The organism is Aneurinibacillus sp. Ricciae_BoGa-3, from assembly GCF_028421645.1.
Lineage (GTDB): Bacteria > Bacillota > Bacilli > Aneurinibacillales > Aneurinibacillaceae > Aneurinibacillus_B.
On record NZ_CP116887.1, the window covers coordinates 1,856,109 to 1,880,938 of the forward strand.

A 24,830-nucleotide genomic window follows, 5' to 3' on the forward strand; every position below is an offset into this window, starting at 1 on the left:
AGCAATTGAATAGGAAGCGAATAAAAAAAGAGGGTAGGCAGCGCTATTGAACGCTGTTTATCCTCTTTTTTATTTCTGCTTAGTTGTTGGAACTGGCGCCTTTTCTGTATGAATCGCCGCCTGAGCAGCCGATAACAACGACATAGGGATGCGGTGGGGAAGCGAAGAAATGAAATCAAGGCCCTCATTTTGAAAGAAAAGCACCGATTGTTGTTCGCTCGTATGATCCCCGCAAACGCCTATCTTTAAACCGGGACGCTTGCTCCTGCCTTTCTCAATGCCAATCTTTATCAATTGCCCTACGCCTTCCTGATCAAGCACAACAAATGGATTGTCCTGCAGAATTTTATGATCAAGGTAATAAGCAAGGTATTTGCCTTCCGCGTCATCCCGGCTAAATCCGTAGGTGGACTGCGTTAAATCATTCGTGCCATAAACAAAGAAATCCGCGTACTCTACGATTCTGTCTGCTGTTAAACATGCTCTGGGCAGTTCCATAAAGGCTCCAATCGGTATATCCATGCGATCACAGTACTGGGTATACACCTGTTCAAGTGTATTCAGTACGTTAACCCGGACAGCCAGCATTTCGTTCGTATGGCTTAGAAGAGGCACAATAATTCTTGGATAAACGTGAATGCCTTCCCTTTTTAAATCGAGTGCTGCTTCTGCAATCGCCCGTGTCTGGCACTCGTATATTTCAGGGTAGGTAATCCCTAAGCGGCATCCCCTATGGCCAAAGGCAGGGTTGCTTTCATGCAGGATTTGGATTCGCTCCAGCAAAGCAATTTTTTGCTTTAACTCCCCGGTATCCCCGGCAACACGTGCACGTTCGATTTCCAGCGAAAGAACTTCGGCATTCGGCAGGAATTCATGCAGCGGCGGATCGATGAGCCGGATGGTAACAGGCTTTCCCTCCATCGCACGGAAAATTCCGCAGAAATCGTCTTTTTGGATAGGGATCAGCTGGTTCAGATACTTTCTTCGCTCATAAGCTGAATGCGCCAGCATCATCTTTGTTACAATACCAAGCCTGTGCGGATCTTTAAACATCTGCTCTGTGCGGCAGAGGCCAACTCCTTCTGCTCCCATTCGGCGCGAAAGGTCTGCTTCCCTGGGAGAATTCACACTGGCGAGAACCGGTAGCGTTTTGCGATCTCTGGCCCACTGGAGCAGCGTTTTAAATTCATCGGAAAATCTTGGGGGTACAAGCGGTGCTTCCCCGTTGATCACCTGGCCGCTGGACCCGCAAATGGTGATAACGTCCCCTTCATTTAAGGTCCTATCACCCGCATGAAGCCTTCGTTCTTCCAGGTCAACCGTAAAGGATTCACACCCGACCACAGAAGGTTTGCCGAGATCGCGGGCAACCACCGCCGCATGGCTGGTAACCCCGCCTCGAATGGTCAACACGCCGTCGCTTGCCACCATCCCGTGTATATCCTCAGGAGTGGTTTCCGGACGGACAAGGATAACGGAAAGGCCTGTACGATGCAATCGTTCAGCTTCTTCGGCGTCAAATACGATGATACCGGTTGCCGCACCGGAGCTGGCCCCAAGCCCGGTGCCGAGTAGATCCAATACTGAATGGGGATCGATGGTATACTGCAGCAGCGGGCTTAAATTTGAGGGGTTGATGCGAAGCAGCGCTTCATCGCGGGAAATAAGCCCTTCATTTGCCATATCCACCGTAACTTTAATCGCCGCTTCTGCGGTGCGCTTAGCGGCCCGGGTTTGCAGCAGAAAAAGCCGGCTATTCTCGACCGTGAATTCAATGTCCTGCATATCGCGGTAATGATTTTCAAGCTTGTGGGCTGTTTTCTTTAGTTGAGCGTATACAACCGGCATATTATCCTGCAACAGAGAAAGGGGGCTTGGCGTCCGGATTCCGGCCACAATATCTTCCCCCTGGGCATTCAGTAAAAATTCACCGAATAGACTCGCTTCTCCGGTAGAAGGATGCCTTGTAAACGCAATCCCTGTGCCTGAATTGACACCAGCATTTCCAAACACCATCTCCTGTATGGTTACCGCAGTACCAAGATGTTCGGGAATTTTATGAATCCGCCTGTATATCATAGCGCGCTGGTTATACCACGAGTCAAACACGGCACCCGTAGCCTTCATGAGCTGCTCTATTGGGTCCTGCGGAAAACAGTGCCCCGTTTCTTCGCTGACTATTTTTTTATATCGATTAATCAGGTCGGCCAAATGGTCTGCATCTAAGTCTGAATCACGCGTGACCCCGGCTATATCCTTCATTCGTAGTAATTCTTCTTCAAACAGGCTGCTGTCCACATCCAATACAATTGAAGCAAACATTTGGATGAAACGTCGGTAAGAATCATATGCAAAAGCAGGCTGATTCGTCTGGTAGGCGAGTGATTCGGCTGTTTTATCATTGATGCCCAGATTTAAGATTGTGTCCATCATTCCAGGCATGGATATAGACGATCCGGATCGAACGGAAACGAGCAACGGCCGGGTTGGATGGCCGATGGCCTTGCCCGTTATTTGTTCAAGCGTTGCCAGTCCATCCTCAATCTGGCTGCTTATCAGCGGATGGATTTGTTTTCCTTCATCATAAAAACGCCGGCATGCTTCTGTTGTAATGGTGAATCCGTAAGGGACGGGGAGACCGAGGGAGATCATATCTGCCAGATTCGCTCCTTTGCGGCCTAGTAAATCGCCCATCGCACCGCTGCCTTCACTGAACAAGTAGACGTATTTTTGACCCATAGCAATCGCCGAAAAGCGGCGGCACCTCCGTTTTATCTATCCTGTTTTATCATTTCCAATATAACCATACAACGTATTCCATCATAATATGGGGAAACGAGGATAATATGTGTGAACAAAGCATGACGTTATTGTGAACAATAAACCTGATTTCTACCGTCTCTATTTTTTTTCGCGACAAGTCTATGTATTCCTGCCAATAAGTAAAAGATTCAATAATTGATGCAGCGGTTCTGTTATAATTGGGGGAAAAAGCAGGGAGTGAGATAAGCATGAATCTGCTAGTTTCTCCACAATGGCTCATAGCGCACCTAAAAGACCCCAATACCGTTATTATTGACTGCCGCTTTACACTTGGCATGCCGAATGAAGGAAAAGAAGAGTACGCTGAAGGCCACATACCAGGTGCTGTCTATTTTGATCTGGAAGATGATTGGTCATCTTCTGTAACCGATCATGGCGGCAGGCACCCTCTTCCAGATGTTGGGGAGCTTACAGCGAAGCTAGGCACGGCCGGTATTAGCCCGCAAACAAATGTCGTACTGTATGACGACCAGAAAGGCTGCATGGCTGCGCGCGGCTACTGGCTTCTCAAGTATTTGGGCCATAAACAGGCTGCCCTGCTTGATGGAGGGTACAGCGCCTGGGTGAAAGCAGGCGGACATGTTACACACGGCAAACCCATCCACAAGGCTGTTTCTTACGTGCCAGACATACAGCCGCACATGCTTCGAAGTGTAACAGACGTGAGAGAGGCGCTTGGAAGTCCCAATACTGCCCTCATAGATTCACGGGCAATGAACCGGTTTACTGGTGAGAATGAAACGATGGATCCAATTGGCGGCCACATTCCTGGAGCCTGCCAGTATGACTGGCAGGAAGCGGTCAATGAAGATGGAACCTGGAAAAGCCCGGAAGAGTTGCGGGAGCGCTACAAGGGTCTTGCTAAGCATCAGGAGTGGATTGTCTATTGTGGGTCAGGGGTTACAGCATGTGCCAATCTATATGCAATGGAGCTCGCGGGTTATAATAACGGCAGGCTGTATGCGGGGAGCTGGAGTGACTGGATCACATATCCGGACAATCCGGTTGCAACAGGAGTGAAATAGAAAGAACCGGGCTTAGATCCCGGTTATGATTTGCCAATCCGGTCCGCAGGAAATGCTTACTCTTGCGGGCTTATTACTTTGGCTGAGACGACAATGGTTGTGTCACAGTTGTTTTTAACATACGCTTCCTTTGATTTGGTTCCGACATCTTCGTACTTAATCTCATAGCAGGACACATCCAGCTTCTTTCCTCCCGCAGAACGAATATCCCACTCAATGGTTTCTTGATTCATAATGGAGCTTACCCGCTTCCACTTTCCGGTTGATTTGATTTCGACGTGCGCAGGTCGCCCCGCTTATAAAAGTCCTTTCCAGGTAAAGACTATAAAATAGCCAAACATGGAAGGAGTAATTTTATATGTGGAAGTGCCATTATTGTGGCAGTGAAGATGGGATGCCTTATAAAGACCGCAATCTCAGCGGGATGCTGTGCCTGGCGCCAGATTGCGGGCGGTTTAACGAAATAATGAATGAAATTGGAACAGAATCAGCAGGCGCTCAAGCTGGCATAGGACCGGCCGAATAACCGATCGGCATTGGTATCTCAGAGCAAATCAGGTAAAATAGGAAATGAAATAAATGGCAAAGGAGATGCTGCATGAAGGAGTTGCTATTTTCAAGCGAAAAACGCAGCGGAATGGACATAAGGGTGCTTGAAACCGATAAATTTAAAACAAACACCATTATCCTACATATTGTCCTCCCGCTGGAAGAAGAAAGTGTAACCAGAGCTGCACTGCTGCCGAATGTGCTGCAGCGGGGAAGCGAGAAATACCCGACACAGGGACAAATGCAGCGTCATTTGGATAATCTTTACGGGGCTATTTTCAGCGCCGATGTTATGAAAAAAGGTGAAAGGCAAATTATCCAGCTATACCTGGAAATCGCCAATGAGAAATTCCTGTCTGACCAGACTCCGCTGCTGGAAGAAGGGATCAAGTTTCTTGGTGAAGTGCTTACCCGCCCGCTCCTCGAAAATAATGCGTTTAGTAGCCGGTTTGTAGAGCTCGAGAAAGAATCGCTAGCAAAAAAAATCGAGGGTTTAATTGATGATAAAATGCGCTATGCCAACCAGAGAGTAACGGAGGAGATGTGCAAGGATGAACCTTACCGTTTGCTGGCATATGGTATTAAAGAACAGATCCCGGCTGTTACTCCGCAGGATTTATATGCACTGTACCAGGAACTTCTTGAAACTGCCCCCATCGATATTTACGTAATCGGAGACGTTAATAAACAGGAAGTCATTTCTTCTATTGAACAGCATATTAACCTGAAGAGAGCAGATGCCGATATTGCTCCGCTTGGTTCGAATAGCTACCAGAAAGCCGTTGGCCAGGAGAAAACGGTGATCGACGAAATGAAAGTGTCCCAGGCGAAGCTGAACATTGGCCTGCGCACCCAAATTGGCTATGCGGATGAGGAGTACGTCCACCTCATGATGTACAATGGCGTGCTCGGCGGCTTCCCGCATTCCAAATTGTTTATGAACGTGCGGGAGAAAGCCAGTCTAGCTTATTATGCGGTTTCCCAGTTGGAAAGCAATAAAGGGCTTTGCATGATCATGTCGGGGATTGAATCGCAGAATTATGATAAAGCGGTCGCCATTATTAAGGAACAGCTTGAAATGATGAGAAAAGGCGAAATATCAGACGTTGAATTAAACCAGACGAAAGCAACCCTTTCCAACCAGATTCGTGAAACCCAGGATAGTTCATCCGCTATTATTTCCATGGATTTCAACGGACGTCTCAACGGGCGCACCCGAACATTGGAAGATACGCTGGCACGGATTGATGCAACGACGAAAGAAGATATCGCTGCCGTTGCCCGCCGTGTGGAAATTGATACGATTTACTTTTTACGCGGAAAGGGGGATGGCCAATGAAAAAGCACTATGACCGTTTGAATGAAACGATATACCATGAGCAACTGGACAATGGGCTTGGCGTGTATATTCTGCCAAAAGAAGGTTTCAGTAAAACATACGCCACCTTTACAACCAAGTATGGCTCCATCGACAACGAATTTGTCGTACCCGGCAATGGAAAAGTTAAAGTTCCGGACGGAATTGCCCACTTCTTGGAGCATAAAATGTTTGAGGAAAAAGAAGGGGATGTATTTGCTGATTTTGCAGCGCATGGAGCTTCTGCCAATGCCTTTACCAGCTTTGAGCGGACGGCTTACCTGTTCTCAAGCACACAGGACATAGAGCACAATGTGGAAACCTTGCTTAATTTTGTACAGAATCCTTATTTTACCGATGAAAATGTGGAGAAAGAAAAAGGCATTATTGGCCAGGAAATCAGAATGTATGAAGATAACCCAGACTGGCGGGTCTACTTCGGCTTGATTGATAATTACTTTCAGAATCATCCTGTAAAAATCGATATTGCCGGAACCGTTGAATCGATTAGCCATATAACAAAAGAGCTGCTTTACCAGTGTTATGAAACGTTTTACCATCCAAGCAACATGCTTCTTTTTATTGTGGGAGCCGTCGATCCGGATGAAATGATGGAGCTTGTAAAGCGCAATCAGGCAGGGAAAAATTATACAAGGCAGGCGCCGATAGAACGCAGCTATCCGGATGAGCCAGCGGCTATAGCGAAGAAGCGTACTGTTGTCCATCTGCCGGTAGGCATCCCGAAATGCATGTTTGGCTTTAAAGAAAAAACAGTGGGACTCACTGGCGATACGCTGTTACAGCGCGAGGTTGTGACGGAGTTAGTGCTTGACATCCTGTTCAGCCCCAGTTCGCCGCTGTACCAGAAGCTATATGAAGCAGGGCTGATAAACGATGGATTCGGTGCGGATTTTACGAACCAGCCGCACTATGGCTTCTCCATTATAGGCGGGGATACGAAGGATCCAGACGCGCTTGTCGGAATGGTACAAGAAGAACTGCAGCGTGTCCTAAGCGAGGGGATTGACAGGCAAGCTTTCACCCTTTCCCGCAAGAAAAAACTCGGCGAGTTTCTGCGCGCGCTGAATTCAGTAGAATTTATCGCCAACCAATTTACCAATTACCGGTTTGCTGGAACGGACTTATTCAACATTGTGAACGTGCTCGAAGCCGTCACGCTGGACGATGTTAACACGCGGATGCGGGAGCACATGGATTTCGAACAGCTTTCTGTATCCATTGTAACATCTGGAGAAGAAACACACTAAACCGGCAGGGGAAAGATTTAAATGGGGAGAAAAGAAAAATGGGCATGCATTACCGGGGCGGGCCGCGGCATTGGAGCCGCAATTGCTCTGCGATTAGCCCGGGAAGGGTATGATTTGCTGCTTCATTACCACTCATCGCAAAATCTTGCGGAGACAGTAGCAGCAGAGTGCCGGAAGGAAGGGAGCGAGGTCCATCTGGTTTGTGCCGATTTAACCTCGACTGATGGTGCGCACGAACTATTCGGGAAGCTCCCTTTCCACCCGGATGTTCTTATTTTGAATGCGGGGATCAGCCAGTATGGCGTGATCCAGGATGTTACCCCGGATGAGTTCGATAAGATGATCAATATTCATGTGCGTGCGCCGTTCTTCTGTGCCCAACAGGCTTTGCCGCATATGATTCGCCGCGGTTATGGCAGAATTATCACGCTATCATCCATATGGGGGCTGGCTGGCGCAAGCTGTGAAGTTCTTTATTCTGCAGCGAAGGGTGCTGTAAACTCGTTCACCAAAGCGCTGGCAAAAGAAGCAGCACCGAGCGGCATAACCGTTAACGCAGTGGCCCCTGGTATGATAGATACAGAGATGATCCGCGATCAGTACAGTGCGGAAGATATAGATGGAATAATTGAAGAAATTCCTGCAGGACGTATGGGGCAATCTGCTGAAATAGCCGCTCTGATTGCATTTATCGCCAGCGAAGAAGCGGGGTACATAAACGGCCAGGTGATTAGCGCGAACGGGGCATGGTATTGTTAGAAACCGTGTATAGCGAACCTCCTTTTGAGTCATATTACGAACAGAGGGTTTGGCGTAAAACCCTGTATGATTATAAGGAGGGACAGCCCAATGTCAGTTCTTAACAACTTTAATGATTGGAAATCGTTTCTTGCTCAGCGTGTTACACAGAGTGCCTCATCCGGTGTGGGTGAAGATGCAATGCAGAATATGGCATACGAAATCGGCGATTATCTTTCCGCACATGTCGACCCGAAAAATGAACAGGAGCGACTTCTCAAGGAACTGTGGGATGCAGGTAACGAGCAGGAACAACGTGCGATGGCTGGTGTTATGGTCAAGTATGTACAGGGACAAAACCGCACCAGCTAAGTTTAGGTGTGTGCCACTACCCCGAAAGCCCTCTTTTTTGGAAGAGGGCTTTTTGTCGATTTCATGCATGGAAAAATTTTTTGCCTATTTTCAATGGAACGATTTGATCTTTTAGTGTAGAATAGTGTCGTTACAGAAAGAAGAAGCAGGATGAAAGGGCGTATTTCACAATGAGCAATCAAAAGCAGGATTGGTATTTGGAATACGAAGTACATAACAACAGACCCGGGCTCTTAGGTGACGTGGCATCTATACTGGGGATGCTTTCCATTAATATTGTGACAATCAATGGTGTCGAATCGATTCAAGGCAAAGTAAACAGGCGCCGCGGGCTCTTAATTCGCGCTGATGATGCAAAAAAAATTGAACTTCTGGGAAGCATATTAGAAAAGGTAGAAAGTATCAGCTTACGAAAATTGCGCCAGCCAACGATTCTTGACCTGCTAGCAGTTAGGCACGGGCGTTACATAGAAAGAGATTCGGAAGATAAGCGGACGTTTCGTTTTATCCGTGAAGAGATTGGTGTGCTGGTTGATTTTATGGCGGAGATTTTTAAGCGTGAGGGCAATCAGCTGGTAGGGATTCGGGGAATGCCGCGTGTGGGTAAAACCGAGTCCACTGTTGCGGCCTGCGTATCCGCAAACAGACGGTGGACGTTTATTTCGTCTACGCTGATTCGCCAGACGGTGCGCAACCAGTTAACATTAGACGAGATGGGCGAAGGACACGTCTATTTAATCGATGGCATTGTTTCAACTATGCGAAGCACAGAGAAGCACGCCATGCTGATGCGGGAGATTATGCGGATGCCGTATACCAAGGTCATTGAACACCCGGACGTTTTTGTCAGGGAGACGGAGTATAACATAAGCGATTTTGATTATATAATTGAACTGCGCAATGACCCGGATGAAGAAATTACATATGAAAATATTGAAACGGGGTTTTCCGGGTTTGATCTTCCTTGAGGAAAGAAACGTGGAAAATCCATAGGAGGTGCTTTCTTTGTCTGAGCTAGGAGGAGCTTTGCAAAGAGCCAGACAGGATAAGGGAATGACACTTTATGATGTACAAGAGTCAACGAAGATTCAAATTCGTTACCTTGAAGCCATCGAAAGTGGACAATTTGATGTTTTACCTGGGCTTTTTTATGTCCGTGCGTTTATAAAAAGTTATGCGGAGACCGTCGGGCTTGATGCTGACGCACTCATTGCCGAACACGCTTCTGAATTGCCAGCGCCCCCGGTCGTCGAAGACAGCCCCACCCCGCTTCGGCAAAACCGCCAGCCGCGCAAGGAAGGGAGCGGCGGAAAGTGGGTATCGCGCATCATGCTTTACTTGTTTGCGATTTTGATCGCTGTGGTGCTGTACTTTGCCGTCACATCATACAAGGGCAAGCAGGCGGAACCGGCGCAGCCGATTGCCAAATCACCTACAGTCTCATCGCCGACAGGTGAAATTGTTGTACCGCCGCCTGCCAAACCGAAACCGGCCCCAAGCCCAGCGGCGGTTCAGCCGCCGGCTCCAAAACCCGCTCAGGGTAAGCTTACCCCGGTTACGGATTCGAGTTCGATAATGAACTATCAGCTGACGGGCGCGGATAAAATTACCGTATCTGTTAAATCAAACACGGGAGCGCACTGGCTGTCTGTATCCGATGAAAATGGACAGATTACACAGGCAACAGTAGACGAAGGTAAGTCAAACTCCTGGGATATTAAAGGCAAAGTAGCCAAACTCCGCATTTACCGTGTGAAAGACGTTACCGTTACGGTCAACGGGCAGGCCATTGATACGTCGGCTCCGAAACGCAGAGGAACACAGGAAATCATAATTACCCGACAGTAACCCCCAGCCATCATGGGGGGTTTTCTTTTGACACGTATTTTTTCGTGTATTATACTGTAGTTGGAAAAATGGGCACAGTCCCTAGACGGAGGACTAGAAAGTGAATAAAACAGCAGTAGGAGAAAAGGTAGCCATTATTACGCTTGGCTGCGAGAAAAATCTAGTCGATTCCGACATTATGTCGCAATTAATAGATGAGCGGGGGTTTACCCTCGTAGAAAATCCGGAAGAAGCAAATGTCATTGTCGTTAACACATGCGGTTTTATAGATGCCGCCAAAGAAGAATCGGTCAATACCATTCTTGAAATGGCTGACCTCAAGAAAACAGGCAGCCTTAAATCCTTGATTGTCGCCGGATGCTTAACGCAGCGCTATAAGGAAGTGCTGATGGATGAGATGCCGGAGATCGACGGGATTGTAGGAACAGGTGACTTCGACAAAATTAGCCAAATCATTGAGGAATCGCTTGAAGGACGCAAACCAGTCTTTGTTGGCAATCCCGTGTTCTCCTATGAGAATGTATCCCGCCGGAAAGTGGAGAAAGGGACATATTCCGCATTTGTAAAGATAGCGGAAGGCTGTGATAATTCGTGTACGTTCTGCATTATTCCGCAGCTGCGTGGAGGTTTCCGCAGCCGCTCTATTGAATCGATTGTCAAGGAAGCCCAGGAGCTGGCATCGCAGGGGGTTAAAGAATTAAACTTGATTGCCCAGGATTCAACGAATTACGGCTTTGATCTGTACGGTGAACGTGTGCTGCATAAGCTTTTGCGCAGCGTTTCTGAAGTGGATGGGATCGAGTGGATTCGCCTTCACTATGCATATCCTGGTTATTTTACGGATGAACTTATCGAGGAATTCGCTTCCAATCCGAAAATCTGCAAATACATCGACATGCCGCTGCAGCACAGCGAGGATGCTGTGTTAAAGAGAATGCTAAGGCCTGGGCGCCAGCGGGACATTCGCCAGCTGGTAGGCAAAATCCGCCGGCATATTCCTGACGTTGCGCTGCGCACATCGATCATCGTTGGCTTTCCTGGTGAAACCGAAGAGCAGTTTAACAACCTTCAGGCGTTTATTCGCGATATCGGTTTTGACAGGCTTGGTGTGTTTACGTATTCGCAGGAAGAAGGAACAGCTGCAGCCCGCCTCCCGGATCAACTGCCACAGGAGGTAATTGAACGAAGAGCCAACATCCTCATGGAAGTTCAGCGGGAAGTGGCAAATGAGCGCAATGGCCGTTTTGTTGGCAAGGTTGTTCCCGTTCTGATTGAAGGATATGACGGGCATAACAATGTTCATATGGGGCGCTCCCAATTTGACGCAGCCGAAATAGATGGTGAGGTTTTTGTCACCGGACACACCGGGAAACTTGGCGAGATAGTCAATGTTCGCATTACCCACTCGTATGACTTCGACCTTGCGGGGGAGGTTATCTAGTTGAATCTGGCCAATCGAATCACACTGGTACGAATTTTTCTCGTACCAGTTGTGATGATCTTTTTGCTCGTTAAATTCGATACGCTTGGTGCTATCAAAATAGGTGGCGTACATATTACATATAGTGAGTTCATTGCCGCACTTATTTTTATTATTGCCGCCGTTACCGATGGGCTTGACGGATATATTGCTCGCTCGCGGAAGATGGTTACCAATCTGGGCAAATTTTTGGATCCGCTGGCCGACAAACTGTTAATTTCTGCTGTCCTGATATCATTAGTAGAGATGCAGCGATTGGATGCATGGGTAGCGGTAGTTATTATAAGCCGTGAATTTGCCGTTACGGGGCTTAGGCTCGTTGCCGCAGCGGAAGGGGTTGTAATTGCAGCAAGCAAGCTCGGAAAATGGAAAACCGTTTTTCAAATCATTGCAGTTGCTTCTCTCATCTTGAAGAATTTCCCGTTCGAGACACTCGGTATTCCATTTGCCCAAATTATGGTATGGATTGCCGTTATTATGACCATCGTATCTGGTGTGGAATACTTTATGAAAAACAAAAAAATCATCCCCATATCCTAGATCAATAACCGTGATGCTGTTATTGATCTTTCTCAGTAATAGGAGGCGTGTTTTATGAAGGCTGAAATCATTGCAGTCGGAACGGAACTGCTCCTGGGACAGATTGCCAACACAAATGCCCAGTTTATCTCGGAGAAAATAGCAGAGCTTGGGATTGGCATGTATTATCATACAACTGTTGGCGATAATCATGAGCGCCTGCGCTCCGTTGTGGAGCTGGCGCTCAACCGTTCGGATCTGATTATTTTTTCCGGCGGACTGGGGCCTACCAAAGACGATCTCACGAAAGAAACCGTAGGGCAGGTACTTGGAAAGCCGCTTGTTGAGGATAGGGAGGCCATGGAACGGATCCTTGATTATTTCAAACAGCGCAGCAAGCCAATGACTGAAAATAACAGGAAACAGGCGCTCGTTATTGAAGGGAGCAGTATTCTCCCAAATGATCATGGAATGGCACCGGGAATGGCAATTCCTTATCAAGGCAAGCATATTATTATGCTCCCGGGACCGCCGAGTGAATTATATCCAATGTTTACTACATATGCAGTGCCTTACCTTTTATCCATACTGAATGAAAAACAGATCGTTCATTCTAAAGTTCTCCGCTTTTTTGGCATTGGGGAATCCGCCCTTGAAGAAACGCTAATGGATCTGATTGACAACCAGATCAATCCAACGATTGCCCCTCTTGCTAAGGAAGGCGAGGTTACGATCCGCCTTACCGCGCGCAGTGCTTCGCAGGATGAAGCGGAGAAGCTAATCGCTGAAGTGGAGCGGGAAATTGAAAGCAGGGTAGGACGCTATATTTATGGGTATAATGATGAGTCGCTTGTTAGTGTGCTCGTTGATCAGTTGAAGGAGTCAGGAAAGACCGCAGCCTTTGCTGAAAGCATAACAGGCGGTCTTATCAGCCATATGGTGACAGCGATCCCCGGAAGTTCACAGGTACTGAAAGGCAGTATCATTTGCTATACGAATGAAGTAAAGCAAAGCCAGCTTGGTGTACCGGATGATATACTCAGCTCGTTTGGTGCGGTAAGCGCCCAATCAGCTGGCCTGATGGCGGAGCAGGTGAGAGTGCGTCTTAACAGTGATTTTGGTGTATCGATTACCGGGGAGGCTGGACCAAATCCGTCGGAAAACAAACCTGTCGGGCTCGTTTACATTGGTATAAACGATGGATCACATACCCATGTGGAAGAAATCCGCTTATCAGGCAGGCGGTCCGGCATACAGCTGCGCGCAGCGAAATACGCAATATTTATGCTGCTGGAACGAATAAAAAAAGGTGGTTTTTAAATGGTACATTTCTCAGATTTTGCCCTGCATAAGTCCATTCAGCAGGCGATCCATGATATGGGATTCGAAGAGCCTTCTCCAATTCAGGAACAGTGTATCCCCAAGATTCTTGAAGGAGGAGATCTTATTGGACAGGCGCAGACTGGCACAGGAAAAACAGCAGCCTTTGGCCTTCCTTTGATTGAAAAAGTGACCGGCCAAAATGCGGTGCAGGCTATTGTGCTTACGCCGACGCGCGAGCTGGCTATACAGGTGTCAGGCGAGCTGCGTAAAATCGCGAAGTATAAAAAAGTCCGGACTCTTCCAATATATGGTGGGCAGTCGATCGGTCACCAAATTCGTGCGCTGAAGCAGGGCGTGCAGGTAGTGATCGGTACGCCAGGCCGCGTGCTGGATCATCTGCGCCGTAAAACGCTCCACCTCGACCAGGTGAAAATGCTTGTGCTTGATGAAGCGGACGAAATGCTTGACATGGGATTTCAGGAGGATATTGAGTCCATTATCCGGGAGACGTCAACAGATCGCCAGACGCTTCTTTTCTCGGCGACGATGCCTCAGGAAATTTTGCGTCTTGCCCGCAAATATATGCAGGATCCGCAAACCGTGAGCATTAGCCGCAAAGAGGTAACAGCACCTACGATTGAGCAGGTCTACTATAAAGTGTTTGAACGCAGCAAACTTGAGTCGTTGTGCCGGATTATCGACAGTGAAGAGCTTGAACTTGGCATCGTTTTCTGCCGGACAAAGCGCGGCGTAGACGAATTAACGGAAGCTCTGCAGGAGCGCGGCTACATGGCCAGCGGGCTTCATGGTGATTTAAGCCAGGCACAGCGGGATAAAGTCATGAAATCATTCCGTGACTCCACCATCGAACTGCTGGTTGCCACAGACGTGGCGGCACGGGGAATTGACGTTGGCAACGTGTCCCATGTTATCAACTATGATATCCCACAGGATCCGGAAAGCTATGTCCACCGCATTGGCCGGACGGGCCGTGCCGGGCGCCGCGGAATTGCGATCACACTGGTCACTCCGCGAGAAATGAAACAGCTTCGCACCATAGAGAAAGTATCAAAATCAACATTGGAATCCCGCAACGTGCCTTCGATTGAAGAAGTCTTAGAACGCCAGCAAACCATCTGGAGGCAGCAGCTGGTCAGCCTGATGGACGGGGAGCATGAGCTTGCGCCGTTTATGCAGGTTGTGGATGGCCTTCACGAAGATTATCCGGTGGACAAAATCGCCGCGGCGGCTCTTTCTTTGGCCTTCTCCAGCACCTTAGCAGACGATGCTTCGGAGACGTATGATTTTGGCGAGACAGGGGCATCCAGGGGATATGTGCGCTTCTTCATTAACATTGGACGCAGCCTCGATATCCGCCCGCCAGATCTCATTAAAGAAATGACAGAACTTGTAGGGATCTCGAGCAAGGCGATTGGCAAAATCGATATCTTTGAGAACTTCACTTTTATTGAAGTATCTGAGGATGTCGCGCCGTTTGTGTACGAAGCAATGCGTAACTCACGCATTAAAGGTAAACGGGTAAATGTCGAGCCGGCTAAACCTCGTGCAAAAAGAACCTAAGGAGAGATAGAGGCGGACCTCTTAACAGGCTGCCTCTTTTTTGTTGCGCCTTACCCCAAGGTGTTTCTCAGAAGAAGGCAAAGCAACAGAGCAAGTTAGAAAGGTAATTTCTGTAAAAAAATTAGAAAAGCGAATAAATGTTCGTGAAAATGTATTGGCAAATCCCTAGAAAAAAGGTAGAATAGAGATACAGATTGGATAAACATTCATGATATTTTGAAATAGAGAAGGGAGCGATGGCTTTGTCCGATCGCAAAGCTGCTTTAGATATGGCGTTACGCCAGATAGAAAAACAATTTGGGAAGGGTTCGGTCATGAAACTTGGCGAAGTGGCCGCCACGCATACCGTATCGGTTGTATCCAGCGGTTCCATTGCGCTTGATATTTCGCTTGGAATCGGCGGATATCCTCGCGGCCGCATTATTGAGATTTATGGCCCTGAATCTTCCGGTAAAACAACCGTCGCCCTTCACGCGATTGCTGAAGTCCAAAAAACAGGTGGCACAGCAGCTTTTATTGATGCCGAGCATGCCCTTGATCCTATTTACGCAAGAAATTTAGGTGTAAATATAGATGAACTTCTTCTTTCCCAGCCGGATACAGGCGAGCAGGCTCTCGAAATTGCCGAAGCCCTGGTACGGTCGGGCGCTGTTGATATTATCGTGATAGACTCGGTTGCCGCTCTTGTACCAAAGGCGGAGATTGAAGGGGAAATGGGCGATTCTCACGTAGGCCTTCAGGCACGATTGATGTCACAGGCGCTGCGTAAACTGGCCGGTGCGATAAATAAATCCAAAACCATTGCGGTTTTCATTAACCAGCTTCGTGAGAAAGTCGGGGTTATGTTTGGAAATCCGGAAACCACGCCAGGTGGACGTGCTCTTAAATTTTATTCCAGCGTGCGTCTTGATGTCCGCCGGATTGAAACGTTGAAACAGGGCAATGATATGGTCGGTAACAGAACCAAAATAAAGGTCGTAAAGAATAAAGTGGCTCCGCCTTTCAAACAATGCGAAGTTGACATTATGTACGGAGAAGGCATTTCTCGCGAAGGAAGCCTGCTCGATATTGGAGCAGATCTGGATATCGTGAACAAAAGTGGTGCCTGGTATTCCTTTAACGAGGAGCGCTTAGGTCAAGGCCGTGAGAACTCCAAGCAGTTTCTTAAGGAGAATCCAGATATTGCACATGCGATTGAACAGCAAATCCGGGACCACTACGAATTGACTGGTGCCACAGAGGCCGTCGTGAAGGCTGAAGATGAAAAGGACGAAGCATTTGCGCTTGATTTCGAATAAACGTAGAGAGGGGGGCGTCCTACAGGATGCTCCCTTTTTTGTCGTATGCGTGCCCAGCCAAGCTAGGCACAACTAGCCGGTGAAAGTCCGGTCGAGGTAAGAACCAAGTCGCCTCGTAGCTATCAGGCAACTGCTGGAGAAATCCTAAGGTTGAAGCCCTGTGAAAACGTAGCCCCGCAAGGGGAGCAAGCAAAACAGCAGACCGTAACATGAAGTAAATCCTGCCGCATCGCCAAAAAGAACCTGAAAAGGACAAGGGAGAGCCGAGCCTTTATATGATGGGCGAAGGCCAAGGAACGTGTGAAGAGCTTGGAAGCGCAGCACGGAAGAACTCTCCGGTGTATGGGGATCGGTATGTTGTGAAAGTTGTCTCTGGAACTGGGGAGACCCTCCCCCGCACGGAAAAAAATTTCTTTTTTTTTTCGTAATGAGCGACCTTATAAGCCCGAAAGGTGAAATGGCGAGCTGCGGGAAGGGAGTCGGAGGGGGTCATAGTACCGTGGAAGCGAGGACAACAAAACCTCGTGCAGGGAAGGACGCCGAAAGGCAATACCCTACTTTGTTCAAGCAAGTGGAGGAGGTAAGAGCAATGAATGCAGTTAATCCTGCTAACTACGCCAAAGTAAAAGCTCAAGAACTTCAAAACAAGTTATATCTTGCCGCCAAGGAAAATCCGCATCGCAAGTTTCATGCGTTATACGATAAAATTTACCGGGAAGATATTCTTTGGGAAGCATGGAGACGAGTAAAAGGCAATCGAGGTAGTGGTGGAGTGGATGGCATAACCATTGACTCTATCATAAAAGAAAATGGAGAACAGCAACTGGTGGAAGAAATCCGTGACCAACTCATGAGAGGCATCTATCGCCCGTTGCCAGCACGGCGTAAAGAAATACCGAAGCCCGACGGGAAACTACGTCGTGTTGGGGATTCCTACTATACGTGATCGCATGAAGTCACAGAGCCGAGAAATCGACTGTTCTGGACGATGAACCAGATGGTTGAAGAACTTAATCCACGCATACAAGGGTGGAGAAACTACTATGCCTTGGACTCGTTTGCCAATAAGTTTCTAAATAAAATCGACTGGTACATCCGAAAGAGACTGACACTGTTTTGGAACAAGAAACTGTATCGTCGTAAAAAACATCATAAATTCGGACTGGTGGGCATCATGGCTCAAAAATCTGGATTAAAGAAACTTGTGGTCTGAGAAAGTACCGTAAAGCGGAGGAAAGAAGAACATCGGAAAGCCGGATGAGGGAAAACCTCACGTCCGGTTTGATGCAGGGGGAGCTGGAAAAAGTAAAAGCGGACTTTCGTCCGCAATGAAATTTCAGTTCTCTACTCTACAGGAAGCGTATTTTGCTTTAATTAAAGTGACTTGAGCGATTTTTAAATGGGACCTCAGGTGCCGAAACACCCAAGGAAAACATCGCGAGGCGCATGTCCGCACCTTCTTTCCCCCAGGCCGAAAGGTGTTTCGATTTTACCTTTCGGCATAAGTGCAACTTAGGTTGCTGCCTGCGCTATAGCTTGGCCGCAACCTAGTTTTCTAATGGAGCGTGGTTTTTCTCACTATTTTTCTTATGGTAGAAGGAGCCGGTGTATGGAGCGAGATGAACGGGAGAAGTGGTCCGAGGGTCAAATACAGGAAGTACCGGCCCCTGGTATGATTACAAAGCTTGAGCGGCAAAAAAGAAACAGGGAGAGAGTCAATGTGTATATTGATGACTCCTATGCGTTTGCCATTCACGAGGATGTGCTGGTAAAATACAGGCTTATCAAGGGACGCCAAATCGATAAGGAAGAGATGCAGGGAATACTGGAAGCTGAGGAAAAAAACCGGGCCGAACACTATGCGCTGCGTTATATTGGATTTAGGCCAAGAACCGTGCACGAGGTGCAAGTGTATTTGCTGGGCAAGGGTTTTCCTGAGGAAGCTGCTGAAGAAGTGGTGCAAAGATGCCTTAAACAGGGATATTTGGATGACAGAAGATATGCGGAGCAGTGGGTGGAGGAAAGAATGCGTTTAAAGCCCCGTGGACGCCATCTGCTTCGACAGGAACTGAGAAACCGGGGGATCGATGAGAACACGATTGAGCACGCAGTGGAGGGCTTAGCCCATGATACCGAGTTGGAAGCGTGTTTGGAGGCAGCAAGGAAGAAGTACAGCAAGGTCCGTTTTGCTACCTATGCGGAAATGCGCAACAAAGTCGGGCCTTTTCTCCAAAGAAAAGGATTTGGATTAGAAATCATAAATCGCGTGCTAGAAATCCTAAAAAGCGAACTATGCCAAAGATAGAATCACCATTCTTGACATTCCTACATCATAATGGCAAAATAAAGTTGTATATCACTTAACTTAAGAGAATATCGTGTTCTCACTAATCGGGTGTATACGTTCGTTTCGTATATTTTAATCGAGATCGGTTGGGGTCTCATACTTTACTGTGAATTCAATGTTAAAGAAGCGAAACAATTGAAAACATAGCCTCAGATGCAAGGAGGTGACAGAAAGAATGACATTAGGTATTAGTATTCTGCTTATACTTGCATCTCTGGCGGTCGGAGTAGGAATCGGTTACTTTGTTCGCAAATCGCTCGCTGAAGCCAAAATTTCAAGCGCGGAACAAGCGGCGAAGCAAATTCTCGATACGGCAAACAAAGATGTTGAAGCACTTCGGAAGGAAAAGATCCTGGAAGCCAAGGATGAAGTGCACAGGCTGAGAACGGATGCCGAGAAGGAAATACGCGAACGGCGCAATGAAATTCAGCGCCTTGAGAAGCGTCTTCTTCAAAAAGAAGAATCAATTGACCGGAAAGTGGAGCTGTATGAACGCAAAGAAGCGGAACTAGATAAACGCGAACAAACAATTGCTGACATGCAAAGCAAGGCGGAGGAACTGCTCAAAGCTCATTCAACAGAGCTGGAGCGGATTTCTAGTCTGACGAGGGAAGAAGCTCGCCAAATTATCCTGAATCAGGTAGAGATAGAAGTTCGTCATGAGGCGGCTATGCGAGCGAAAGATATTGAGCAGCAGGCGAAGGAAGAAGCGGATAAAAAAGCACGTGAGATTATTACCACAGCGATTCAGCGCTGTGCAGCCGATCACGTTGCGGAAACCACCGTATCTGTTGTTTCTCTCCCGAACGATGAAATGAAAGGCCGTATTATTGGACGGGAAGGCAGAAATATTCGTGCGCTTGAAACTTTAACAGGCATTGACTTAATCATTGATGACACTCCGGAAGCTGTTATCCTATCCGGTTTTGATCCCGTCCGTCGTGAGATTGCACGGACCGCTCTGGAAAAACTTGTTGCAGACGGTCGGATTCACCCGGCACGAATTGAAGAGATGGTTGAAAAAGCCCGACGCGAAGTCGATGACCGTATTCGGGAATACGGTGAACAGGCTACTTTTGAAACCGGAATACACGGTCTTCATCCTGACCTTATCAAAATTCTTGGCCGCTTGAAATATCGTACAAGCTATGGTCAGAACGTGCTGAAACACTCCATTGAAGTTTCACATTTATGCGGACTTATGGCTGCCGAGCTTGGTGAAGATCAATTGCTCGCTAAACGCGCAGGTCTTCTGCACGACATCGGAAAAGCGATTGACCATGAAGTGGAAGGTTCCCATGTGGAAATTGGGGTTGAATTAGCTAAGAAATACAAGGAACATCCTGTTGTAATTAATGGTATTGCCTCTCATCATGGTGATTGTGAACCAACGTCAGTTATTGCCATGCTGGTAGCAGCAGCGGATGCATTATCTGCTGCAAGGCCTGGAGCACGGCGTGAGACACTTGAAACATACATCCGCCGTCTTGAGAAGCTGGAAGAAATCTCCGAATCATTTGAAGGTGTGGAGAAATCTTATGCGATACAAGCGGGACGCGAAGTTCGCATTATGGTAAAACCTGATCAGATTGATGATCTAGAGTCCCACCGTCTGGCTCGGGAAATTACCAAGAAAATTGAAAATGAGCTTGATTATCCTGGACATATTAAAGTAACAGTTATCCGGGAAACAAGAGCAGTAGAATATGCCAAGTAAAACAGAAAGGCTTCTGCGGGGATACACGCGGAAGCTTTTTTGCGTCAAAGAGTTTCGTTTCACAACAGAAAGGTGGACGCTAATCTATGCGAATCATGTTTATTGGGGATGTTGTAGGCGAGCCGGGCAGGGAAATGCTGCAGGATTTGCTGCCACGCCTCAAGAAAAAATACCAGCCGCACTTCACGATTGTAAATGGCGAGAATGCGGCAGCCGGACGGGGAATTACGCAAAAAATAGCCAGGCAGTTTTTCGATTTGGGAGCGGGTGTGATCACGTTAGGCAACCATTCTTTTGACAATAAAGACGTACTTGAATTTATTGATGACGAACCACGGTTGATACGTCCGGCCAACTTCCCAGAAAGCGTGCCAGGCAGAGGATATACCTTTGTTAAAGGGACCATGGGCGGCGAATTGGCGGTTATTAACCTGCAGGGTAGAACGTTCATGCCTGCCTCCAATTGCCCTTTTGAGAAAGCCGAAGAGCTAGTAAAGCTTGTTCGAAAAAGAACCCCTTATATTTTTGTCGATATGCATGCGGAAGCTACTTCAGAGAAGCAGGCGCTGGGGTGGTTTTTGGACGGAAAAGTAACAGCAGTCGTGGGGACCCATACTCATGTGCAGACAGCAGACGAGAGAATCCTGCCCGGTGGAACAGCTTATCTATCGGATGCGGGCATGGTAGGGCCGCGCGATAGCATTCTTGGGATGGAGCGAGAAGCCGTCATTAAGAAGTTTCGCACAGGATTGCCTGTCCGGTTCACAGTAGCCATGGTTCGACCTCAGTTAAACGGGGTAATTATTGATATGGAAAAAGATAGGGGCCAGGCTACGGCCATTAAGAGAATTACAATTGACGATGATCATCCATTTATGGAGTAACCGGTAGATCCTCTAGCGATAGGATTGATAAGCCCAGCGCTTTAACCGGCTTTTTTATCGTCATAAGGCAAGAAAAGGTTCCCCTTCTTGGAATTATTTTAGCAAACGCCGAATAGAGTTAAAGTGGTAATTATCAATCTATCCGAGGAGGTAACTTCTGATGGAAGTATTAAAAGTTTCAGCAAAGTCCAATCCTAACTCTGTTGCTGGTGCCCTTGCCGGAGTTCTCCGGGAACGTGGTGGTGCAGAACTGCAGGCCATTGGAGCAGGTGCGCTTAACCAGGCAATTAAAGCGGTTGCGATTGCACGAGGATTCGTAGCACCCAGCGGTGTTGATTTAATTTGCATACCGGCCTTTACGGACATCTTAATCGATGGCGAGGAGCGAACTGCCATTAAGCTCATCGTAGAGCCCAGATAGAATTGATAAGTACGGAATTTGTTGGCCTGTTTATTCGTTTATACGAGTAAACAGGCTTTGTTCGTTTCTTTTTGCACCTGGTGTGCGCCTAATTTGCCCAGATATAATCCCGTTTCCTTTGGTACGGCTTTATGTTACGAATAAAATAAACCCTACTAGAACAGAACTGCTTTTTGATATGGAACAGTTATTAAAATTCGGTACTGAGGATACCATATCAACTGGCTATGATTTCGATACAATAAACTGCTTGCTTGCACATTTCACGCAATCGAAAGCCAACCAAAAGTTAAACCATCTACTGCGCCCTCGCACGTAAAAAAGTGCAAACAAATGGTTATGGGGCAACCGCGCGAACTTTTTGAGAGTGTCCTGCCATTACGATAAATTTCATGAATAAAAATTCCGATAAGGCTTGCATTTTACAGTCTGGAGGACTACAATGATACATGTTTCAAGTACACATTTTGTTCATATTTTTAAATAGATACATATATGTAGACCCAAATGGCAGCCGGGTTAACCGGCTGGGATTTACTAGTGTGTCTGTTTAAAAATTGATACACTAGACTAGGTAAATTGAGCAGTCTCTTTGAAGGGGTGGAGTTCATGATTAATCAACTTTCATGGAAAGTTGGCGGACAACAGGGTGAAGGGATCGACAGTACAGGTGAAATTTTCGCTATCGCGTTGAACCGGTTAGGTTATTATCTGTACGGCTACCGTCATTTCTCTTCCCGTATTAAAGGCGGTCATACAAACAATAAAATCCGTGTAAGTACAAAACCGCTGGGTGGTATCTCTGATAACCTCGACATTCTCGTGGCGTTTGACCAGGAGACCATCGATGTTAACAGCCCGGAATTACGCAAAGGCGGGGTTATCATTGCCGATGCAAAATTTAATCCGAAGGCTCCTGAAGGTCAGGATGTGCGACTTTTCTCTGTACCTTTAACCGAAATTGCCGAAGAACTTGGCACTTCCCTAATGAAAAACATGGTAGCTATCGGCGCTTCCAGTGCGCTGCTTGGCCTGCCAGAATCTTCTTTTATTGAAGTGGTAAATGAACTATTCGGCAAAAAGGGTCAAAAAGTGGTTGACAAAAATATGGAAGCCATTTCCCGTGGTGCTGAATATGTAAATAAAGAATCAGGCGGTCCTCTTGAACAATTCCAGCTTGAACCGGCAGATGGCCAGAAGCGGATGTTTATGATTGGTAACGATGCCATTGCAATGGGCGCGCTCGTTGGCGGATGCCGCTTTATGCCGGCCTATCCAATCACACCAGCCTCAGAAATTATGGAATACCTCGTTAAAAAACTTCCTGAGTATGGCGGTACCGTTATCCAGACAGAAGACGAAATCGCGGCTGTTACTATGGCAATTGGTGGCGCTTACGGCGGTGTTCGGACCATGACAGCTTCCGCTGGTCCCGGACTTTCTCTTATGACTGAAGCGATTGGCCTTGCCGGTATTACAGAAACTCCGCTCGTTATTGTAAATACTCAGCGCGGGGGCCCTTCAACAGGGATGCCGACCAAGCAAGAGCAATCTGACGTAAATGCGATGATCTATTCTACCCACGGTGAAATCCCGAAAGTAGTTCTGGCGCCTAGTACAGCAGAAGAAGCGTTCTACGATACTGTGGAAGCGTTCAACATTGCTGAAGAATACCAGGTACCGGTTATCCTTCTTTCCGACCTCCAATTATCTCTTGGTAAACAAACGGTTGAACCTCTAGATATCACCAAAGTACAAATTCGCCGCGGTAAATATCTTGGCACACAAGAACTGCCTGAACTAGAAGGCGAAATGTTTAAACGCTATGAAGTAACAGAAGACGGCATCTCGCCTCGCGTGGTTCCTGGCCAGAAGAATGGTATTCACCACGTTACAGGCGTTGAGCACAGCGAGACAGGACGCCCTACAGAAGATCCGGTAATCCGCGTTAAGCAAATGGATAAACGCATGCGCAAACTTGATAACCTGAAAGTAAAAGACGCCGTTCTGAAAGTAGGGGAAGTTCTTCCTGAGGCTGATGTGCTGCTTGTTAGCATGGGCGGAATCCGCGGAGCCATTACGGAAGCAAAAGAGCGCCTTGCAGCTGAAGGTGTCAAAATCAACCAGGCTCATGTACGCTTAATTCATCCATTCCCTGCAGCTGATCTGAAACCGCTTGTAGACAGCGCCAAGAAAGTTATCGTTATCGAACACAATGCTACAGGCCAATTAACGGATCAAATTAAACTGCATGTGGGAGCAGCTGAAAAAATCAACAGTATGCTTAAATATGATGGAAACCCGTTCCTGCCTGCCGAAATTTATAACAAAATCAAGGAGCTGTTGTAAAATGGCAACTTTTAAAGACTTCCGTAATAGTGTAAAACCAAACTGGTGCCCAGGATGCGGAGACTTCTCTGTACAGGCAGCTATCCAGCGCGCTGCAGCTAATGTTGGACTCGAACCTGAACAATTAGCTGTTGTTTCCGGAATTGGATGTTCCGGCCGCATTTCCGGTTACATCAACGCTTACGGCCTGCACGGTGTACATGGCCGCGCTCTTCCAATCGCACAAGGCCTTAAAATGGCGAATCGCGAGTTAACCGTAATCGCTTCCGGCGGCGACGGAGACGGCTTTGCAATCGGGACAAGTCACACCATTCATGCCATGCGCCGCAACATCGATATGACATATATTGTCATGGATAACCAGATTTATGGCCTCACCAAAGGCCAGACTTCTCCGGTATCTGAGCTTGGTTTTGTAACAAAATCAACACCGAAAGGCTCGATTGAAGCACCGCTTTCACCGCTTGAAGTAGCTATGGCCGCAGGCGCATCTTTCGTGGCCCAAACGCTGTCAAGCGATATTAAAGGCATGGTAGATTTGATTGAAAAAGGCCTTCAACATAAAGGTTTCTCCTTCATCAACGTATTCAGTCCGTGCGTGACATTCAACAAAGTAAACACCTATGACTGGTACAAAGAACATGTGAAAAACCTGGGCGAAATCGAAGGCTATGATCCATCTAACCGCGTAAATGCTATGCGCGTTTTAATGGAAAACGAGGGTATGGTCGCTGGCCTTATCTATCAAAACAATCAAAAGCAGCCTTATGAAACACTTGTAAAAGGTTTCCGTGAAGAAGGCCTGGCTAAGCAGGATCTTTCATTCAATTCAGATCGTTTCGCTGATTTAGTAAGTGAGTTTATGTAATAGTTTTTCCAAAACACCTGGTGCCTATGTGGTACAGGTGTTTTCTTATTTAAAGGAAAAATA

23 protein-coding genes are annotated in these 24,830 nt (G+C 47.3%); 21 read left to right on the forward strand and 2 right to left on the reverse strand.

Features of this window, described 5'->3' with window-relative positions; translation table 11 throughout:
- Nucleotides 1–69: 69 nt before the first annotated feature.
- Nucleotides 70–2,739 (reverse strand): pyruvate, phosphate dikinase, encoded by a 2,670-nt coding sequence (gene ppdK, locus PP175_RS09575; RefSeq protein ID WP_272442522.1) that lies wholly within the window; start codon nucleotides 2,737–2,739, stop codon nucleotides 70–72.
- A 272-nt stretch (nucleotides 2,740–3,011) separates the two neighbouring features.
- On the opposite strand from ppdK, the gene PP175_RS09580 reads away from it, so the two are divergent.
- The gene (locus PP175_RS09580; protein ID WP_272442523.1) at nucleotides 3,012–3,848 is read left to right on the forward strand and encodes a sulfurtransferase; all 837 of its coding nucleotides are present in this window, start codon (nucleotides 3,012–3,014) and stop codon (nucleotides 3,846–3,848) included.
- A 56-nt stretch (nucleotides 3,849–3,904) separates the two neighbouring features.
- On the opposite strand, the gene PP175_RS09585 is transcribed toward PP175_RS09580, so the two are convergent.
- Nucleotides 3,905–4,081, reverse strand: coding sequence for a hypothetical protein (locus PP175_RS09585; RefSeq protein WP_272442524.1), 177 nt, complete (start codon nucleotides 4,079–4,081; stop codon nucleotides 3,905–3,907).
- A gap of 125 nt (nucleotides 4,082–4,206) precedes the next feature.
- Here PP175_RS09585 and PP175_RS09590 point away from each other — a divergent pair, with 125 nt between their 5' ends.
- The 20 genes from PP175_RS09590 (at nucleotide 4,207) to PP175_RS09685 (ending at nucleotide 24,767) form a co-directional block, all read left to right on the forward strand.
- Nucleotides 4,207–4,374 carry a hypothetical protein gene (locus tag PP175_RS09590; protein WP_272442525.1) on the forward strand — a complete coding sequence of 56 codons (168 nt, stop codon included), beginning with the start codon at nucleotides 4,207–4,209 and terminating at the stop codon, nucleotides 4,372–4,374.
- 72 nt (nucleotides 4,375–4,446) lie between these two features.
- Complete coding sequence (gene yfmF, locus PP175_RS09595) at nucleotides 4,447–5,736, forward strand: EF-P 5-aminopentanol modification-associated protein YfmF (protein WP_272442527.1); 1,290 nt, start codon at nucleotides 4,447–4,449, stop codon at nucleotides 5,734–5,736.
- Nucleotides 5,733–7,022 carry an EF-P 5-aminopentanol modification-associated protein YfmH gene (gene yfmH, locus PP175_RS09600; RefSeq protein ID WP_272442528.1) on the forward strand — a complete coding sequence of 430 codons (1,290 nt, stop codon included), beginning with the start codon at nucleotides 5,733–5,735 and terminating at the stop codon, nucleotides 7,020–7,022. Before yfmF ends, yfmH begins: the two co-directional genes overlap by 4 nt.
- Before the next feature lie 21 nt (nucleotides 7,023–7,043).
- A complete protein-coding gene (ymfI, locus tag PP175_RS09605) occupies nucleotides 7,044–7,781 on the forward strand; it encodes an elongation factor P 5-aminopentanone reductase (protein ID WP_272442529.1) in 738 nt (245 codons plus the stop codon).
- Between the two features lie 90 nt (nucleotides 7,782–7,871).
- Nucleotides 7,872–8,132, forward strand: a complete 261-nt coding sequence (locus PP175_RS09610) for a DUF3243 domain-containing protein (protein WP_272442530.1) — start codon at nucleotides 7,872–7,874, stop codon at nucleotides 8,130–8,132.
- A gap of 170 nt (nucleotides 8,133–8,302) precedes the next feature.
- Nucleotides 8,303–9,100, forward strand: a complete 798-nt coding sequence (locus tag PP175_RS09615; RefSeq protein ID WP_272442531.1) for a DUF3388 domain-containing protein — start codon at nucleotides 8,303–8,305, stop codon at nucleotides 9,098–9,100.
- A 37-nt stretch (nucleotides 9,101–9,137) separates the two neighbouring features.
- Nucleotides 9,138–9,980: a helix-turn-helix domain-containing protein gene (locus tag PP175_RS09620; RefSeq protein WP_272442532.1), complete on the forward strand. Its 843-nt coding sequence runs from the start codon at nucleotides 9,138–9,140 to the stop codon at nucleotides 9,978–9,980.
- A 100-nt stretch (nucleotides 9,981–10,080) separates the two neighbouring features.
- A complete protein-coding gene (gene rimO, locus PP175_RS09625) occupies nucleotides 10,081–11,421 on the forward strand; it encodes a 30S ribosomal protein S12 methylthiotransferase RimO (RefSeq protein ID WP_272442533.1) in 1,341 nt (446 codons plus the stop codon).
- The gene (pgsA, locus tag PP175_RS09630) at nucleotides 11,422–12,000 is read left to right on the forward strand and encodes a CDP-diacylglycerol--glycerol-3-phosphate 3-phosphatidyltransferase (protein WP_272442534.1); all 579 of its coding nucleotides are present in this window, start codon (nucleotides 11,422–11,424) and stop codon (nucleotides 11,998–12,000) included.
- A 54-nt stretch (nucleotides 12,001–12,054) separates the two neighbouring features.
- Nucleotides 12,055–13,299, forward strand: a complete 1,245-nt coding sequence (locus PP175_RS09635; RefSeq protein WP_272442535.1) for a competence/damage-inducible protein A — start codon at nucleotides 12,055–12,057, stop codon at nucleotides 13,297–13,299.
- A complete protein-coding gene (locus tag PP175_RS09640) occupies nucleotides 13,300–14,883 on the forward strand; it encodes a DEAD/DEAH box helicase (protein WP_272442536.1) in 1,584 nt (527 codons plus the stop codon).
- A gap of 242 nt (nucleotides 14,884–15,125) precedes the next feature.
- Complete coding sequence (gene recA / locus PP175_RS09645; protein WP_272442537.1) at nucleotides 15,126–16,181, forward strand: recombinase RecA; 1,056 nt, start codon at nucleotides 15,126–15,128, stop codon at nucleotides 16,179–16,181.
- Nucleotides 16,182–16,770: 589 nt separating this feature from the next.
- Nucleotides 16,771–17,127: a reverse transcriptase family protein gene (locus tag PP175_RS09650; RefSeq protein ID WP_272442538.1), complete on the forward strand. Its 357-nt coding sequence runs from the start codon at nucleotides 16,771–16,773 to the stop codon at nucleotides 17,125–17,127.
- A gap of 30 nt (nucleotides 17,128–17,157) precedes the next feature.
- Nucleotides 17,158–17,394: a group II intron maturase-specific domain-containing protein gene (locus tag PP175_RS09655; RefSeq protein ID WP_272443232.1), complete on the forward strand. Its 237-nt coding sequence runs from the start codon at nucleotides 17,158–17,160 to the stop codon at nucleotides 17,392–17,394.
- 396 nt (nucleotides 17,395–17,790) lie between these two features.
- Nucleotides 17,791–18,486, forward strand: a complete 696-nt coding sequence (locus PP175_RS09660; protein WP_272442539.1) for a RecX family transcriptional regulator — start codon at nucleotides 17,791–17,793, stop codon at nucleotides 18,484–18,486.
- 217 nt (nucleotides 18,487–18,703) lie between these two features.
- On the forward strand, nucleotides 18,704–20,245 hold the full coding sequence (gene rny / locus PP175_RS09665; RefSeq protein ID WP_272442540.1) for a ribonuclease Y: 1,542 nt from the start codon (nucleotides 18,704–18,706) through the stop codon (nucleotides 20,243–20,245).
- 86 nt (nucleotides 20,246–20,331) lie between these two features.
- A complete protein-coding gene (locus tag PP175_RS09670) occupies nucleotides 20,332–21,129 on the forward strand; it encodes a TIGR00282 family metallophosphoesterase (RefSeq protein ID WP_272442541.1) in 798 nt (265 codons plus the stop codon).
- 160 nt (nucleotides 21,130–21,289) lie between these two features.
- Nucleotides 21,290–21,550, forward strand: coding sequence for a stage V sporulation protein S (locus tag PP175_RS09675; RefSeq protein ID WP_027417884.1), 261 nt, complete (start codon nucleotides 21,290–21,292; stop codon nucleotides 21,548–21,550).
- A 609-nt stretch (nucleotides 21,551–22,159) separates the two neighbouring features.
- Nucleotides 22,160–23,899: a 2-oxoacid:acceptor oxidoreductase subunit alpha gene (locus PP175_RS09680; protein ID WP_272442542.1), complete on the forward strand. Its 1,740-nt coding sequence runs from the start codon at nucleotides 22,160–22,162 to the stop codon at nucleotides 23,897–23,899.
- 1 nt (nucleotide 23,900) lies between these two features.
- Complete coding sequence (locus PP175_RS09685) at nucleotides 23,901–24,767, forward strand: 2-oxoacid:ferredoxin oxidoreductase subunit beta (RefSeq protein WP_272442543.1); 867 nt, start codon at nucleotides 23,901–23,903, stop codon at nucleotides 24,765–24,767.
- Nucleotides 24,768–24,830: the final 63 nt, after the last annotated feature.

Excerpts from the sequence above, each read along its gene's own strand:
- PP175_RS09680 (WP_272442542.1), top strand. The coding sequence starts at position 22,160 with ATGATTAATCAACTTTCATGGAAAGTTGGCGGACAACAGGGTGAAGGG.
- PP175_RS09640 (WP_272442536.1), top strand. The coding sequence starts at position 13,300 with ATGGTACATTTCTCAGATTTTGCCCTGCATAAGTCCATTCAGCAGGCG.
- PP175_RS09650 (WP_272442538.1), top strand. The coding sequence starts at position 16,771 with ATGAATGCAGTTAATCCTGCTAACTACGCCAAAGTAAAAGCTCAAGAA.
- PP175_RS09635 (WP_272442535.1), top strand. The coding sequence starts at position 12,055 with ATGAAGGCTGAAATCATTGCAGTCGGAACGGAACTGCTCCTGGGACAG.
- ppdK (WP_272442522.1), bottom strand. The coding sequence starts at position 2,739 with ATGGGTCAAAAATACGTCTACTTGTTCAGTGAAGGCAGCGGTGCGATG.
- PP175_RS09585 (WP_272442524.1), bottom strand. The coding sequence starts at position 4,081 with ATGAATCAAGAAACCATTGAGTGGGATATTCGTTCTGCGGGAGGAAAG.
- PP175_RS09580 (WP_272442523.1), top strand. The coding sequence starts at position 3,012 with ATGAATCTGCTAGTTTCTCCACAATGGCTCATAGCGCACCTAAAAGAC.
- PP175_RS09685 (WP_272442543.1), top strand. The coding sequence starts at position 23,901 with ATGGCAACTTTTAAAGACTTCCGTAATAGTGTAAAACCAAACTGGTGC.
- PP175_RS09615 (WP_272442531.1), top strand. The coding sequence starts at position 8,303 with ATGAGCAATCAAAAGCAGGATTGGTATTTGGAATACGAAGTACATAAC.
- PP175_RS09590 (WP_272442525.1), top strand. The coding sequence starts at position 4,207 with ATGTGGAAGTGCCATTATTGTGGCAGTGAAGATGGGATGCCTTATAAA.
- PP175_RS09610 (WP_272442530.1), top strand. The coding sequence starts at position 7,872 with ATGTCAGTTCTTAACAACTTTAATGATTGGAAATCGTTTCTTGCTCAG.
- rny (WP_272442540.1), top strand. The coding sequence starts at position 18,704 with ATGACATTAGGTATTAGTATTCTGCTTATACTTGCATCTCTGGCGGTC.
- yfmH (WP_272442528.1), top strand. The coding sequence starts at position 5,733 with ATGAAAAAGCACTATGACCGTTTGAATGAAACGATATACCATGAGCAA.
- yfmF (WP_272442527.1), top strand. The coding sequence starts at position 4,447 with ATGAAGGAGTTGCTATTTTCAAGCGAAAAACGCAGCGGAATGGACATA.
- PP175_RS09670 (WP_272442541.1), top strand. The coding sequence starts at position 20,332 with ATGCGAATCATGTTTATTGGGGATGTTGTAGGCGAGCCGGGCAGGGAA.
- PP175_RS09675 (WP_027417884.1), top strand. The coding sequence starts at position 21,290 with ATGGAAGTATTAAAAGTTTCAGCAAAGTCCAATCCTAACTCTGTTGCT.
- ymfI (WP_272442529.1), top strand. The coding sequence starts at position 7,044 with ATGGGGAGAAAAGAAAAATGGGCATGCATTACCGGGGCGGGCCGCGGC.
- PP175_RS09660 (WP_272442539.1), top strand. The coding sequence starts at position 17,791 with ATGGAGCGAGATGAACGGGAGAAGTGGTCCGAGGGTCAAATACAGGAA.